Genomic DNA, 13,258 nt, shown 5'->3' with positions numbered 1-13,258 from the left:
CAGCGCACGGAAATCGCGCGATTTCCGTGACGAATTTCGCGCGAAATTCGGGGGCGCTGATTGCTGAGGGAGGGAGCGGAAACCATATGGTTTCCGCTCGCGATTTCCATATGGAAATCGCCTACTCGTCTTCGGGGTCTTCCAGCTCGCCGCCGATCTCGCGCTCGTCCATGTTCTCAAGGAAGTCGGCCAGCTCGTCTTCGGCCTCGGCCTCGTCCAGCCCTTCGACCTCGGCGAGATACTTCAGAAACCCCGCCTCGTCGCCGTCCATCTCTTCGAGCGTCTCTTCCTCCATGTCCGACCACCGGGCCAGAATGAAGGGAAGAGCGGCCTGCCAGTTCTCTTCGATGCGTGTCCAGTTCATCGGGGTTCCGCTTGCTGCCAGTTTGAAAAAGAAGAAACCGGGAGTGTGCTCCCGGTTCCATCTTCGGTCTCAATTTTTGAAGGCGACGTAAAGAGGCTTATTCGGCCTCCGCGTCAGCATACCACACGTCGGGCAGCCAGCCCGGCCAGTCACCGAAGAGCGGGATGTGCTCGGGGTGATGCAGCTCGGAATTGTAGGCGATATACGTGTTGTTCCACTGATAGATCGGGATCACGTAGCGCCCGGCCATCAGCGCCCGGTCCAGCGCCTTGGCGGCGGCATAGAACCCATCCTGGCTTTCGGCATTGAGCAGCGCATCGATCATCGCATCGACCGCGGGCGAGGCGACGCCCATGGCGTTGCGCCCGCCCGTCTCGGCCTGCTCGGAGCCGAAGTAGAGATACTGCTCGTTGCCCGGCGAAAGCGACAGGCCGACCCGGTAGTAGGTCATATCGAAATCATATTCCTGCGTGCGCTCGGTGAACTGGGCGCTGTCGGCCTGCACGACGTTCACGTCGATGCCTAGGCCGTCGAGCGACTGCTCGAAGATGTCGACCATGGCCTGCTGCTCGGTCGCGCCCGTCTGGGTGAGGATCTCGAAGGTGAAGGGCTCGCCCTCAGGGGTCGTCATCACGCCGTTCTCGACGGTGTAGCCGGCCTCCTGCATCAGCTCCAGCGCGCGGCCAAGCCCGGCCCGGTTGCGCTCGCTGCCGTCAGAGACGGGCAGGGCGTAGCCTTCGATCGCGCCGGGGAGCAGGTCATCCGCATATGGCTGCAGCAGGTCGAGCACCATGCCCTCGGCTGGCGTTCCCGGCTCCATGCCGAGCGGCGAATTAGAGAAGTACGAGGCGATGCGCGGCTGCTGGTCACCGGTCATCGCTTCGTTGATGAACTCGAAGTTCCACGCCTCGATCATCGCCTGGCGCACGCGCCAGTCTTCGAACGGCTCGCGGCGGGTGTTCATGACGAAACCCGTCATCCCCGAGGGGCGCGAATGGGTGAAGGTTTCCTTGGTGACCTCGCCATTCTCGACGCGCGGGAAGTCGTAGTTGCTTTCCCAACGGGCGACGTTGAACTCACGGGTGAAGGTGACTTCGCCAGTCTTGAAGGCCTCGAACGCGGCGGTCTCGTCCCCGAAGAACTCGATGCGGTAGCTGTCGAGGTTGTAGGTGCCGCGCCGGAACGGAATGTCCCAGCCCCAGTAATCGGGGTTGCGCTCGAGCTCGAGGTAACGACCCGCCTCGAAATCACCGATGATATAGGGGGAGGAGACGATGGGCACGATGTCGGTGCCGCCGGTCTCGGCGAAATCCACGCCTTCCCACTGCGCCTTCTTCAGGATCGGGCGCAGGCCCGCCAGCAGGGCCAGCTCGGGATTGTCTTCGTTGAAGGTGATGCGCACCTTGCCTTCGCCGGTCTGTTCGATGCTGTCGACGGCAGACCAGAAGCCGGCGTAGCGGCCATGGCCCTCTGTCCCCAGCGTCTCGAACGACCAGATCACGTCTTCGACGGTGACCGGCGAGCCGTCCTGGAATTCGGCGGCGGGATTGAGCGTGAACTCGACCCATTCGCGATTCGGCCCGGTCTCTACGGATTCGGCGAGAACGCCGTAAAGGGTAAATGGCTCATCCAGCGTGCGGCCCATGAGGCTTTCGCCGATCACGTAGCGCAATTGCCACGGCACATTGCCCTTGCGCACCCAGGGGTTCAGCGAGTCGAAGCTGCCGACGGTCGCCTCCACAAGCGTGCCGCCAGTCGGCGCATCGGCATCTGCATACGGCAGAGACACAAAATCCTGTGGCAAAGCCGGCTCGCCATACATGGATATGCCGTAGGTCGGCTCTGCTGCGGCGCTGCTGGCCACAACAGCCAGACCGGCGCCAACGGCACCCGCCTTCAAAGTTGCGAAAATCTGCCCGTGCTTCATGTCCACTCGCTCCCCGGTTCCAGAGGTTGTTTATCGGAAGCCTACGGGCGCCCTCCTTTGATTACAAACTTTTAGCTTGGAGAGCGGCGCGAGATTGCCTATAAAGTCCGTACTGCTCGATAGGTTTCTTGCCTGTATGAAACCTGCCTCAATAACTTAACGCCCGCCTTGTGCGGGCGTTTTTTTCTTGGGGCCCCGTGCATTGCACACAGTGCCGCGCAGGCCTGCCTCCCGCTCTCTTTTTCGTGATTCCCTCCGCCGCGAATCTCCCGGCGAATCTGGCACCCCGCAGTGCGTCCGAGGGCCTGTCATTGCCGGCGCCCGTCTCTATGCTCGGTGCCGCAACGACTCGCGAGGAGGCTTCGCCCATGTCCCTGAAAGGCAAACGCGCCATTATTACCGGCTCCAACTCCGGCATCGGGCTTGGCGTCGCCACCGAACTGGCCCGCGCTGGCGCCGAGGTTGTGCTGAACTCCTTCACCGACAGCGACGAAGACCACGCGCTGGCCGAAAAGCTAGCGAGCGAGACGGGTGCGCCGGTGCGCTACATCAAGGCCGATCTTTCGAATGGCGAAGAGGCGCGGGCCCTCGTCGAGGCCGCGGGCGGCTGCGATATTCTGGTGAACAACGCCGGCATCCAGCATGTCGCCAAGCTGGAGGAGTTTCCCACCGCCAAGTGGGACGCGATCCTCGCCATCAATCTTTCCAGTGCCTTCCACACCACAGCCATGGCGCTGCCCGGCATGAAAGAGCGTGGATGGGGCCGCGTCATCAACATCGCCTCCGCCCACGGGCTGACAGCCTCGCCCTACAAGGCGGCCTATGTTGCCGCCAAGCACGGTATCGTCGGCCTTACCAAGACGGTCGCGCTTGAGGTGGCGGGGCAGGGCATCACTGCCAATGCCATCTGCCCCGGCTATGTGCTGACCCCGCTCATCGAGGCGCAAATCCCCGACCAGATGAAGACCCATGGGATGGACCGCGAGACGGTGATCCGCGAGGTGATGCTCGACCGGCAACCCTCGAAGGAATTCGCGACGGTGGAAGAGATCGGTGGCACGGCGGTGTTCCTGTGCTCCGACGCGGCGCGCCAGATCACCGGCACGACCATCTCTGTCGACGGGGGCTGGACGGCGCTCTGACGTCGGCGAAATCTCACCCATCGGCGGGCCTGACCCAAAAGTGCGTGGACAGGCCCCGCCATCTCCGATCCAAGCTCGCGGGAAACGAGCAGGAGGAAAACCTCATGAAGACTTTAGCAAAATCCGCTTTCGCCCTGGCCTTCGCCTTTGCTGCCAGCAGCGCGATCGCCCAAGATACAAGCACTGAGGGGCAGATCACGCTGCCCGAGGGCGCGCAGATGGTGGAGGTGCCCGGCGGGTCCTGCGGCCTTTACGCCATCGTCATCCTCGCCGATGGTAACCAGCAAGTCATCACCGCCGGAGGCGACGTGCGGCCGGTGGCAGAAGACGATGTTGCCTGTTTGACTGAGCTGATCAGCGGCTGATTGCTGAGAATTCTTGTCTGCCGCAGGTGCAACAACCGGAGGAAGACAATGAAAACGATCCTTTCCATCACGGCTCTTGCCGCGCTCGCCGCCTGCAGCTCCGGCTCTGGCGGCGGCTCATCCACCCCGCCGCCCGGCGGCAACGGCGGCGGCTCGGGCGGGGGCGACACCCCGGTGGCGACCCAGCAGTTCCAGGGCTCGATCAACTCGATCCGCGCCGACAATGGCCGCCGCGCCATCACCGCCGATCCGCTTCTGAACGAGGCCGCCGGCGATTACGCCGAGGTGCTGCGCGCCGAGGGGCCGACCTACATCTCGCACACCGGCCCCGACGGCAGCACGCTGGGCGAACGGCTGGATGCCGTGGGCTACGAGTATGCCTGGGCCGCCGAGAACCTCGCCGCGGGGTACAACAGCAACGAAGCCGTTCTTGAGGGCTGGATGAACTCGCCCGGCCACCGCTCGAACATGCTGGCGCCCGAGGCCGAGGAATTCGGGCTGGGGCTGGAAGACCGGACCTGGGTGCTGGTGCTCGCTGCGCCGGCTGACTGACCGCTAGAGCCAGAACTCCGCCAGCAGCTTGGCCGCGATGGCCCACATGACGAGCCCCACCAGGCCGTCGAACACGGCCCAGGCGCGGGGGCTGCGCATCACCGGTGCCAGCAGCCGCGCCCCGTAGCCAAGCGCGAAGAAGAACACGAAGGAGGCGGCAACAGCCCCGGCCCCATAGGCCAGCCGCGCCGCCCCTTCGAATTGCAGCGAGACAGCGCCGATCAGCCCCAGCGTGTCGAGATAGACATGCGGGTTCGCCCAGGTGAAGGCCGCGGCCATGGCCAGCACCCGGCCTAGGCTCTGCACCGCCGGTGCCTCATTCGCCGCCAGGCCCTGATCGGGCCAGAGCGCGGCGCGGAAGCGCATCACCCCGTAGACGATCAGAAATCCCGCCCCCGCCAGCGCCATGGCGCGCGGCAGCCAGGGCAGGGCGCTCGTCGCCGCCCCGAAGCCCGCGACGCCGGCGCTGATCAGCACGGCATCCGAGACCGCGCAGAACAGCACGAGCGGCAGCACATGGGTGCGCAGCAGCCCCTGACGCAGCACCAGCGCGTTCTGCGCCCCGATGGCGAGGATCAGCGAGAAGCCGGTGGCGAAACCGGTGAGGGCAGCGGCAAGCACGAAAGCCTAGCTGGCGCGGCCGCGCACGGGCAGGGGGATGGCAGCGCGGCCCTCGGGCTCGCGGTCGGCCGGATAGACAAGCCCGGCCGAGATCACCAGCTTGGCGGCGTCCTCTACCGTCATCTCAAGGTGCACCACATCGCGCCGCGGCACGAAGAGCAGAAAGCCCGAGGTCGGGTTCGGCGTGGTGGGCAGGAAGACGGTGACGATGTCTTCATCCTCGCCCAGATGGCTGCGGATCTCGCCCTTGGCGGCGACCGAAATGAAGGCGATCGCCCAGATGCCGGGGCGCGGATATTCCACCAGCACCGCCTCGTCGAAGCTCGTTTCGGTCTGCGCGAAGACCGTCTCCGCGATCTGCTTGACGCCGTTGTAGACCGAGCGAACCACGGGCATCCGGTCGACCAGGCTTTCGCCCCAGCCCAGAAAGCTGCGCCCGATCAGGCCCTTGGCGACCCAACCCACGATGATGGTGAAGATCAGGAACAGCACCACGCCGACGCCGTGGATGTTCACATGCACATAGTCGGGCAGCGTCGGGTCGGCCTGGCCGGCGGCATTCACATGGCCGAGCACGCGGTTGACGATGGATTCCGGGGTCCAGGCATTGGGCACGAAGGGCAGCACCCAGCCGTCGAACCAGCCGATCACCGTCCAGATCAGCCAGACCGTCAGGCCGATGGGCGCAATCACGACAACGCCGGCGAGGAAGTTGTTCCTCACCCGGTTGAACAGCCCGGATCGCGGTTTCGTTGGCTGATCGGACATTTAGCGCCTTCTGGATGACCCACGCCAACTTAAGGGTCCGCCGGGGCTACCGCAATGTAAGCCCCGGCCCTGGCCGAAAATTCAGCGTGAACGGCTGAGTTCGCCCGCAATCTCGGCAGCGAGCCGGGCATTGTTCTTCACCAGCGCGATATTGGCGGTGAGAGAGGCGCCATTCGTCAGCTCGAAGATGCGCTGCAGCAGGAAGGGCGTCACGGCCTTGCGGTTGATTCTCTGGTTCTCGGCCTCGCCGAGCGCTTCGAGGATCACGGGCAGCAGCTCTTCGGCAGGGATTTCGTCGGCCTCCGGGATCGGGTTGGCCACGAGCTGACCGCCCGGCAGGCCGAGCGTGGCGCGCATCCGGTGAGCGGCGGCGATCTCGGCGGCGTTGTCCATGCGCAGCGGCGCCATGATGCCGGAGCCGCGCGACCAGAACGCCGGCAGCTCCTCCTGCCCGTAGGCGATAACGGGCACGCCGAGTGTCTCCAGCACCTCCAGCGTCTTCGGCAGATCGAGGATCGCCTTCGGCCCGGCGGCGACGACGGTGACGGCTGTCTTCGCCAGCTCCTGCAGGTCGGCTGAGATGTCGAAGCTCCGCTCCGCGCCACGATGCACGCCGCCGATGCCCCCGGTGGCGAACACCTCGATGCCGGCGAGCCGCGCGGCGATCATCGTGGCGGCGACGGTGGTCGCACCCGTGCCGCCGCGAGCCAGATGCACGGCCAGATCGGCGCGGGAGAGCTTGGCGACGTTCTTGGCGTTGGCCAGCGCGCCGAGCTGATCGTCGGTCAGGCCCGCGTGGAGCGTGCCATCCAGAACGGCCATCGTGGCGGGAACGGCGCCGCCGCTGCGCACTTCGGCCTCAACGGCGCGGGCTGTCTCGATGTTCTGCGGATAGGGCATGCCGTGGGTGATGATCGTCGATTCAAGGGCGACGACGGGCGCGCCGCTCGACAGGGCGTCAGCGACTTCGGGCGAGTGGTTAATCGGGATCAATGCGGGTTTTCTCCGGAGACGTAGGTTGCAGCAGCGCCGAGCGCGCGGGCGAAGGCAGCCTCGCGCGCCATGCCGGCGCGTTCAGAGGCGATATGGGCCGCCATGAAGGTATCGCCAGCCCCGGTGACGCGGGTGACGAGCACTTCGGGCGGAGCGAGGCGCAGCGTGCCCTCGGGGCTGGCCTCTGCCGCCTCATCCCCGCCATTGGTGACGAGGGCGCGGGCGACGCCGCGGGCGCGCAGCCCCTCGGCGGCGCTGGCGGCGTCGGAAAAGGCCTGCTGGCAGATCAGGCCGGCCTCTTCGAGGTTCACATAGAGACAAGCCGAGCTGTGCCCGACGAGCGCCATAAGCCGCTGCGCCTTGCCGGGCGAGGCCGGCGCCACGCGCAGATCGGCGCGAGAGAGCAGGGGCGAGGCCGCGATGCGGGCGAGCAGGCTTTCGGTGAGGTTGCCATCCAGCGCGACGGGGCCGGGCCAGGGCGAGGCCTCGCTGCCGAGCCGTCCGTCGGAGAGCGGCGCGAGGATCTTCTCCCCCGCCGCCTCCAGGCTGTGGGCATCGGCGATGGCGGCGACGAGGCCGTTGGCGCCCTCGCAGGCCATGTAGATATCGGTCGGCAGATCGGCGGAGCGGTAGGCGAAGGCGGTCTCGACACCCAGCTCCTGCGCCCGCTCGGCAAGCTCGTCGCCCGCCGGGTCTTGCCCGATGGCGGTGAGCACGGCGGGCTTCAGGCCGAAATGCGAAAGCGTCATGGCGATGTTCATGGCGACGCCGCCCGGCAGACGGGTGATGCGGCCCGGCACGTCGGCGCCGAGCTTCATATGGCTGGCGGAGCGGCCGATGATGTCCCACAGGACGGCGCCGATGCAGAGGATGTCGGGCTGGGTCATATTGAAGTGGCGCCTGAGCTTTGCTGCGCAACAAATTGGGAAAGCTTGGGAATTATACCAAAACCAGACCGCATCAGGGGCCGGCCGTCGGCAGCAGACCACCTTCCGGTCGCTATTCGCCCGGGGTCAACGGATCGAGATATGAACTTGCACATGGGCATTGCCCGGCACATGGGCCGCCTCCGGGCGGCCTTGTCAATGGGGCTGGCGCTGCTGGCCGTAGCCGCGCCGGGCCCGCGATGGCTCAAGGGGAGGCGAAGTGCAGCGCCTCGCAGTCTGAGACGCAGACGGAAGCCGGGCGAGCGCCTGCCCGTGGGGTGGCGCTGCTCCGGGGAAGCAGGGCTGTTCATGGTGCAACCCACCTCCCAGCTCTAAGCGTTGCGCTGCCTTCACCAGAGCGCCGGCCCGCCGGGACGGGCAGGCGCTCGCACGGCGCCTGCGGCTTGATTCCGTGCGAGGAGAAGAGCAGGCAGGCTGCACGGGTTCGTTTCACCCGGGGTTGGTCGGAGTTCACTCCACTGGTCCGCGCCCAGTCACCCCTTGACGCCGCCCCCTCCGTCCCCCATCTCACAGCTCTTGCAGAGCGGCGCATCGGCTGCTATTCGCGCGCCACTTTGCAAATCTCAGGCGGAGGCGGGCCATTCGGGGAGACATCCCGAAACGGTCCACCGGTTGGAGCAATCCTGATCCTCCGCCCAAGGCATGAAACCGGAAAGGATATAGGCATGGGCCTTCCTGAATTCTCCATGCGCCAGCTGCTTGAAGCCGGCGTTCACTTCGGCCACCAGACCGCTCGGTGGAACCCCCGCATGGGGCCGTATATCTACGGCGCCCGCAACGGCATCCACATTCTCGACCTCACGCAGACCGTCCCGATGCTGGACCAGGCTCTGCATGTGGTGCGCGAAACCGTCGCCCGCGGCGGCCGCATCCTGTTCGTCGGCACCAAGCGTCAGGCCTCTGCGGCCATCGCCGATGCCGCCGAGAAGTCGGCGCAGTTCTACATGAACCACCGCTGGCTGGGCGGCACGCTCACCAACTGGCAGACGGTCAGCAAGTCCATCGCCCGTCTGAAGGCGATCGATGAGGCGGCCGAGCAGGGCTTCGAGGGCCTCACCAAGAAAGAGCGCCTCGGCATGGAGCGTGAGCAGGCCAAACTGCAGGCCTCGCTCGGCGGTATCCGCGAAATGGGCGGCGTGCCCGATCTTCTGTTCGTCATCGACGTGAACAAGGAAGACCTCGCCATCGCCGAAGCCAAGAAGCTGGGCATCCCGGTCGTGGCCATCGTCGACACCAACTGCTCGCCCGATGGTGTGGATTACATCATCCCCGGCAATGACGACGCTGCCCGTGCCATCGCGCTTTATTGCGATCTGGCCGCCCGCGCCGCGCTCGACGGCATGTCGGCCCAGCTCGGCGCCGCAGGTGTCGACCTTGGCGAGATGGAAGCCGCGCTGGCCGAGGAAGGCCTCGGCGAAGACGCCGCTGCCGAAGCCGCCCCGGCGGAAGACGCGCCGGCCGCGAGCTGAAGGCCCCAGGGGCAGGGCAGGGCACTCGCCCACCCGCCCCGGCCGTCACATGGCATTCACCCCGCGCCTTATGATGGGCGCGGGGCATGAGATTTCCCGAAAGGAGAGTTAAGATGGCTGTCACCGCGAGCATGGTGAAAGAGCTGCGTGATTCCACCGGCGCCGGCATGATGGACGCCAAGAAGGCGCTGACCGAAACCGACGGCGACATGGACGCCGCAGTTGACTGGCTGCGCACCAAGGGTCTTGCCAAAGCCGCCAAGAAATCCGGCCGCACGGCTGCCGAGGGCCTCGTGGCTCTGGCGATCGACGGCGGCAAGGGCGTGGCTGTCGAGGTGAACTCCGAGACCGATTTCGTCGGCAAGAACGCCGAGTTCCAGAAGATGGTCTCCGGCATCGCCGAAGCCGCGCTGACGGTCGACGATGTCGATGCGCTGGCCCAGGCCCAGGTGAACGGCAAGCCCGTCTCTGAAGTGCTGACCGATGCCATCGCCAAGATCGGCGAGAACATGACCCTGCGCCGGATGGCCAAGATCGAAGGCGACACCGTTGTCTCCTACGTTCACAACGCCGCCGCCGAGAACATGGGCAAAATCGGCGTGCTGGTCGCGCTGACCGGTGACGAGAGCTTCGGCAAGCAGGTTGCGATGCACATCGCCGCCGCGAACCCGGCCGCCCTCGGCGAAGACGATCTCGACCCCGCCGTGGTTGAGAAAGAGCGTCAGATCCAGATGGATATCGCCCGCGAAAGCGGCAAGCCGGAAGCCGTGATCGAGAAGATGATCGTCGGCCGCATGAAGAAGTTCATCGCGGAATCGACGCTGCTCGGCCAGGCCTTCGTCATCAACCCCGACCTGACGGTCGAAGAAGCCGCCAAGCAGGCCGGCGCCACGATCACCGGCTTTGTCCGGCTGGAAGTCGGCGAAGGCATCGCGCGCGAAGAGACTGACTTCGCCGCCGAAGTTGCTGCCGCCGCCAAGGGCTGAGCCTTCCGGCGTACGCGCCAACGTCAAAGCAAACGGGCCGCCTGAAAAGGCGGCCCGTTCTTTTTGCCCGAGGGGACAGGCCCGGGCAGGGAGGAGAGGGTGCGGCGCTGCCCTGGGAAGGCAACGCCGCAGGCACGCATCCAAGGGGACGAGGAAGGCGCACCTTGCTCTGACCGCCGCAAACGACGGCTCAGAGGATCCCGGGGGAGCCCCGGTAGTGCGGACCGGCCGATCCGATAATCGTCGGCGACCGGCCCGCTGTTCCTGGCCTAAGGCCACCACTCACGGAACGGTTAACATATGACATCTGGACGTGACGCGACGTAGTCAGGGATTCCTGACCCGCTCGCGACATCATGCGTCCTTCGACGCTCCGTCACTTATCGGATTGTTGCGGCGTCGGATTCCAGAATGAACATCTGGTTGTAGAACGCGGCCTTGAGAACGGCCTGCGCCGTTGTCTCAACGTCGAGCGCTTCACGCGCGAGCCGCAGATGCTTCTCGACAGTGGCCGCCGTCAGGCCGAGGATCACGGCGATGTCCTGCGTCGTCTTGCCGTCGCCGACCCATTGCAGCACCTCGATCTGCCGCTTGGTCAGATTGCGGCTGCCGGACCAGGGCAGGGTGAGCAACTTCAGGTGGAAGACCTTGTTCATCACCAGCAGCTCGGGGCCCTGCTCATCCCAGATCGCATCGACCTCGGCCTGGCTCACACCCGGTGCCGCTGTCAGCGCCATGGCGCCCTTGGTGCGCTCAGAGACAGAGCGGAACGACAGCGTATAGCCGGCCGTCACACCCATCTTGCGGTTGAACTCCATCACCCGCAGCTCGGCGGGCGTCAGCCCCTCGGTGGCATTCATCTCCTGCAGCCAGCTCCACGAGCAGGCGCCGTCGTTCTCCAGCGCCCAGCGGGTCATGGGAGCGTTGTGGAAGAAACCGCCTTCGAGGAAGCGTGACATGTATTCGGGCGAATGATTGGTCAACATGACCCAATCCTGCGGGTCGCCGAAATTGTGGCTGGAGAGGTAGCGGGTGTAGCCGTAGAGCAGCCGGGTGAAGCCACGCTCGGCCATCTCGTCGAGATGGCACGACCACAGGTCTTCGACCCGCGGGGCATTGGTGATCCGCTCAAGGTGATCCAGCAGCCGGCTCATGGCGCATGATTTCTCGACAAAGGCGTTTTGTCAAAGAAAAGCAGGGCCTATGCGGCACTGCGGCGCAGCTTGGGGCCCGAAAGTGACGGTTGCGCCCGGCCTTCAGGCATCCGCTTATTTGACATAATACATATTATACGTCATTCTGATTGGCGGGTGAGGCGCGCAGAACGGGCCCGTTCAGGCCTTGACCATCAGCCCCGCTGGCGTGTCGGCCAGCAGCTCCGGCGCCCCTTCCGTGATGAGGATCGGCTCGGTCAGCTCGACACCGCCATCGTCAAGCCAGAGCGCCGGCATGAAGTGAAAGCACATGCCCGCCTGCAGCTCGGTCTCGTCGCTTTCGCGGAAGCTCATGGTGCGCTCACCCCAATCGGGCGGATAGCTTATGCCGATCGGATAGCCGCAGCGGCTCTTCTTGTGAAAGCCCTTCATGGCCAGCGTGTCGTACACGGCGCGCGCGACATCGCCGCAGGTCTTGCCCGGGCGTGCATTCTCCATCACCGCCTCTGTCGCCGCTGCCACGGCCTCTTCCGCCGCGCGATAGGTCTTCGGCGGCTCGCTGAGGAACAAAGTGCGCGATTGCGGCGCGTGATAGCGGCGGTAAACGCCGGCGATCTCGAAGAACGTCGGCTCGCCGGTCATCATCGGCCGGTCGTCCCAGGTGAGATGCGGCGCCGTGGCATCGAGCCCCGAGGGCGTGATCGGCACGATGGCGGGATAATCGCCCCAGATGCCATCGACGCCCAAGATGCCGGCACGCGTGATCTCGGCGACCAGCACGTGTTTCGGCAGACCCGGCTCGGCGACCTCCAGGATGGTCTTGTGCATCTGGGTGACGATGGCGCCGGCCTGGCGCATGAAGGCGATCTCTGCCGGCGATTTCACCGCCCTCGCCCAGTTGACGAGGCCGGTGGCATCCACCCGCTCAGCCTCGGGCGCGCCTGTGAAGAGCGCATCGCAAGCCGCTGCAGAGAAATAGTAATTGTCAAACTCAACGCCGATGCGGCCCTTGTCCCAGCCGCGCTCGGCGAGCTTGCGGGCCAGATCCTCCATCGGGTGATTGAGCGGGTTCTGCACGTAGATATCGGCGTAGGAGAGCACGAGATCGTCGCCCATCCACACCGTGCGCAGCGCACCTGCCGCATCCATCTCGCGGCCCCACCAGAGCGGCGGGCCCTCGGCCGGCACGATCACACCCTGATGGACGTAGAAGCTCCAGCCGTCATAGCCGGTGAGCCAGCCCATGTTGCTGGGATCGCTGATGAAAAGCAGATCGAGCCCCGCCTGCCCCATGCGCGCCTGAACATCGGCGAGCCTTGCGGCATATTCCTCTCGCGAGAAGGCCGGGTTCGGGTTTGCCAAGACCCCTACTCCGCGGCGGCTGGTGTACCGGAATCGCCTTGCGGCTGATCGGCCTGCTGCTGGTCGCCCTTGGGCGCGCGGCGGCGGCGCGGGCGCGGCTTGGGCGCGGCCTCGGCGGCCTCTTCGGGCGTCTCGACAAGGCCGCTGTCGGGCTGGTTGCCCTCGTTGCCCCGATCTTGGCCCTTGTCCTGGCCCTTGTTGCCACCGTCCTGGCCCTTGCCGGAATTGTTTTCGTCGCCGTTGGACTGGTTTTCCTGATTGCGCAGCCGGTCATTGCGCTCGCGGTCACGCTCGGCCTGACGGTCGCGCTGCTCCTGCTCCTGCTTTTCGCGGGATTTCTCCATCTCGCGCTGAGCTTCAGCGAGCATGCGCAGGTAATGCTCTGCGTGCTGGGCGTAATTCTCGGCATCCACCCGGTCGCCCGACAGATGGGCATCGCGGTGAAGCTGCGAATATTTGTCGATGATCTGCTGCGGGGTGCCGCGCACCTTGCCGTCAGGCCCGCTGGAATCGAACACCCGGTTTACGATGTTCCCACCCGAGGGCCGGTTGTTGCGGTTCTTGTTACGCGAGCGCGATTTCGAAGATCTCATGGGATGCTTGATTTC

Annotated in this window: 14 protein-coding genes; 5 read left to right on the top strand and 9 right to left on the bottom strand. The window is 65.5% G+C overall.

Annotated elements, in window-relative coordinates; all coding sequences use genetic code 11:
* Positions 1-121: 121 nt before the first annotated feature.
* Together ACXN5S_RS18640 and ACXN5S_RS18635 are read right to left on the bottom strand one after the other, a co-directional pair.
* Positions 122-364: a hypothetical protein gene (locus tag ACXN5S_RS18640; RefSeq protein WP_458606986.1), complete on the bottom strand. Its 243-nt coding sequence runs from the start codon at positions 362-364 to the stop codon at positions 122-124.
* 97 nt (positions 365-461) lie between these two features.
* Entirely contained in the window at positions 462-2,291 is a 1,830-nt protein-coding gene (locus ACXN5S_RS18635; protein WP_458606985.1) for an extracellular solute-binding protein, read from the bottom strand.
* A gap of 368 nt (positions 2,292-2,659) precedes the next feature.
* Here ACXN5S_RS18635 and ACXN5S_RS18630 point away from each other — a divergent pair, with 368 nt between their 5' ends.
* From ACXN5S_RS18630 to ACXN5S_RS18620, 3 genes are read left to right on the top strand one after another with little or no spacing between them, the layout of a single operon-like run.
* Complete coding sequence (locus tag ACXN5S_RS18630; protein ID WP_458606984.1) at positions 2,660-3,433, top strand: 3-hydroxybutyrate dehydrogenase; 774 nt, start codon at positions 2,660-2,662, stop codon at positions 3,431-3,433.
* A gap of 44 nt (positions 3,434-3,477) precedes the next feature.
* The gene (locus tag ACXN5S_RS18625; protein WP_458606983.1) at positions 3,478-3,798 is read left to right on the top strand and encodes a hypothetical protein; all 321 of its coding nucleotides are present in this window, start codon (positions 3,478-3,480) and stop codon (positions 3,796-3,798) included.
* A 48-nt stretch (positions 3,799-3,846) separates the two neighbouring features.
* Complete coding sequence (locus ACXN5S_RS18620; protein WP_458606982.1) at positions 3,847-4,350, top strand: CAP domain-containing protein; 504 nt, start codon at positions 3,847-3,849, stop codon at positions 4,348-4,350.
* 3 nt (positions 4,351-4,353) lie between these two features.
* Here the strand turns inward: ACXN5S_RS18620 and ACXN5S_RS18615 are convergent, their stop codons facing one another.
* The 4 genes from ACXN5S_RS18615 to ACXN5S_RS18600 all read right to left on the bottom strand — a co-directional run bounded on the left by ACXN5S_RS18615 (position 4,354) and on the right by ACXN5S_RS18600 (position 7,619).
* Positions 4,354-4,971, bottom strand: coding sequence for a LysE/ArgO family amino acid transporter (locus tag ACXN5S_RS18615; RefSeq protein WP_458606981.1), 618 nt, complete (start codon positions 4,969-4,971; stop codon positions 4,354-4,356).
* A gap of 6 nt (positions 4,972-4,977) precedes the next feature.
* Positions 4,978-5,739 carry a DUF502 domain-containing protein gene (locus ACXN5S_RS18610; protein ID WP_458606980.1) on the bottom strand — a complete coding sequence of 254 codons (762 nt, stop codon included), beginning with the start codon at positions 5,737-5,739 and terminating at the stop codon, positions 4,978-4,980.
* Positions 5,740-5,820: 81 nt separating this feature from the next.
* Positions 5,821-6,732: a pseudouridine-5'-phosphate glycosidase gene (locus tag ACXN5S_RS18605; protein WP_458606979.1), complete on the bottom strand. Its 912-nt coding sequence runs from the start codon at positions 6,730-6,732 to the stop codon at positions 5,821-5,823.
* The gene (locus ACXN5S_RS18600) at positions 6,729-7,619 is read right to left on the bottom strand and encodes a PfkB family carbohydrate kinase (RefSeq protein WP_458606978.1); all 891 of its coding nucleotides are present in this window, start codon (positions 7,617-7,619) and stop codon (positions 6,729-6,731) included. The genes ACXN5S_RS18605 and ACXN5S_RS18600 overlap by 4 nt, the downstream gene beginning before the upstream one ends.
* A 725-nt stretch (positions 7,620-8,344) precedes the next feature.
* On the opposite strand from ACXN5S_RS18600, the gene rpsB reads away from it, so the two are divergent.
* Positions 8,345-9,148, top strand: a complete 804-nt coding sequence (gene rpsB, locus ACXN5S_RS18595; protein WP_458606977.1) for a 30S ribosomal protein S2 — start codon at positions 8,345-8,347, stop codon at positions 9,146-9,148.
* 113 nt (positions 9,149-9,261) lie between these two features.
* Positions 9,262-10,134, top strand: coding sequence for a translation elongation factor Ts (gene tsf / locus ACXN5S_RS18590; RefSeq protein ID WP_458606976.1), 873 nt, complete (start codon positions 9,262-9,264; stop codon positions 10,132-10,134).
* A gap of 380 nt (positions 10,135-10,514) precedes the next feature.
* Here tsf and ACXN5S_RS18585 read toward each other — a convergent pair whose 3' ends face one another.
* The 3 genes from ACXN5S_RS18585 to ACXN5S_RS18575 form a co-directional block, all read right to left on the bottom strand.
* Positions 10,515-11,288, bottom strand: coding sequence for a LuxR family transcriptional regulator (locus ACXN5S_RS18585; protein WP_458606975.1), 774 nt, complete (start codon positions 11,286-11,288; stop codon positions 10,515-10,517).
* A 180-nt stretch (positions 11,289-11,468) separates the two neighbouring features.
* The gene (locus ACXN5S_RS18580) at positions 11,469-12,650 is read right to left on the bottom strand and encodes a M24 family metallopeptidase (protein ID WP_458606974.1); all 1,182 of its coding nucleotides are present in this window, start codon (positions 12,648-12,650) and stop codon (positions 11,469-11,471) included.
* Between the two features lie 5 nt (positions 12,651-12,655).
* Positions 12,656-13,243, bottom strand: coding sequence for a DUF4167 domain-containing protein (locus ACXN5S_RS18575; protein ID WP_458606973.1), 588 nt, complete (start codon positions 13,241-13,243; stop codon positions 12,656-12,658).
* Positions 13,244-13,258 lie beyond the last annotated feature (15 nt).

The sequence above is a fragment of the Pseudoroseicyclus sp. H15 genome, assembly GCF_054353345.1.
Note: the sequence above shows the minus strand (reverse complement) of the source record. Positions and strands in the feature narration are given on the sequence as shown.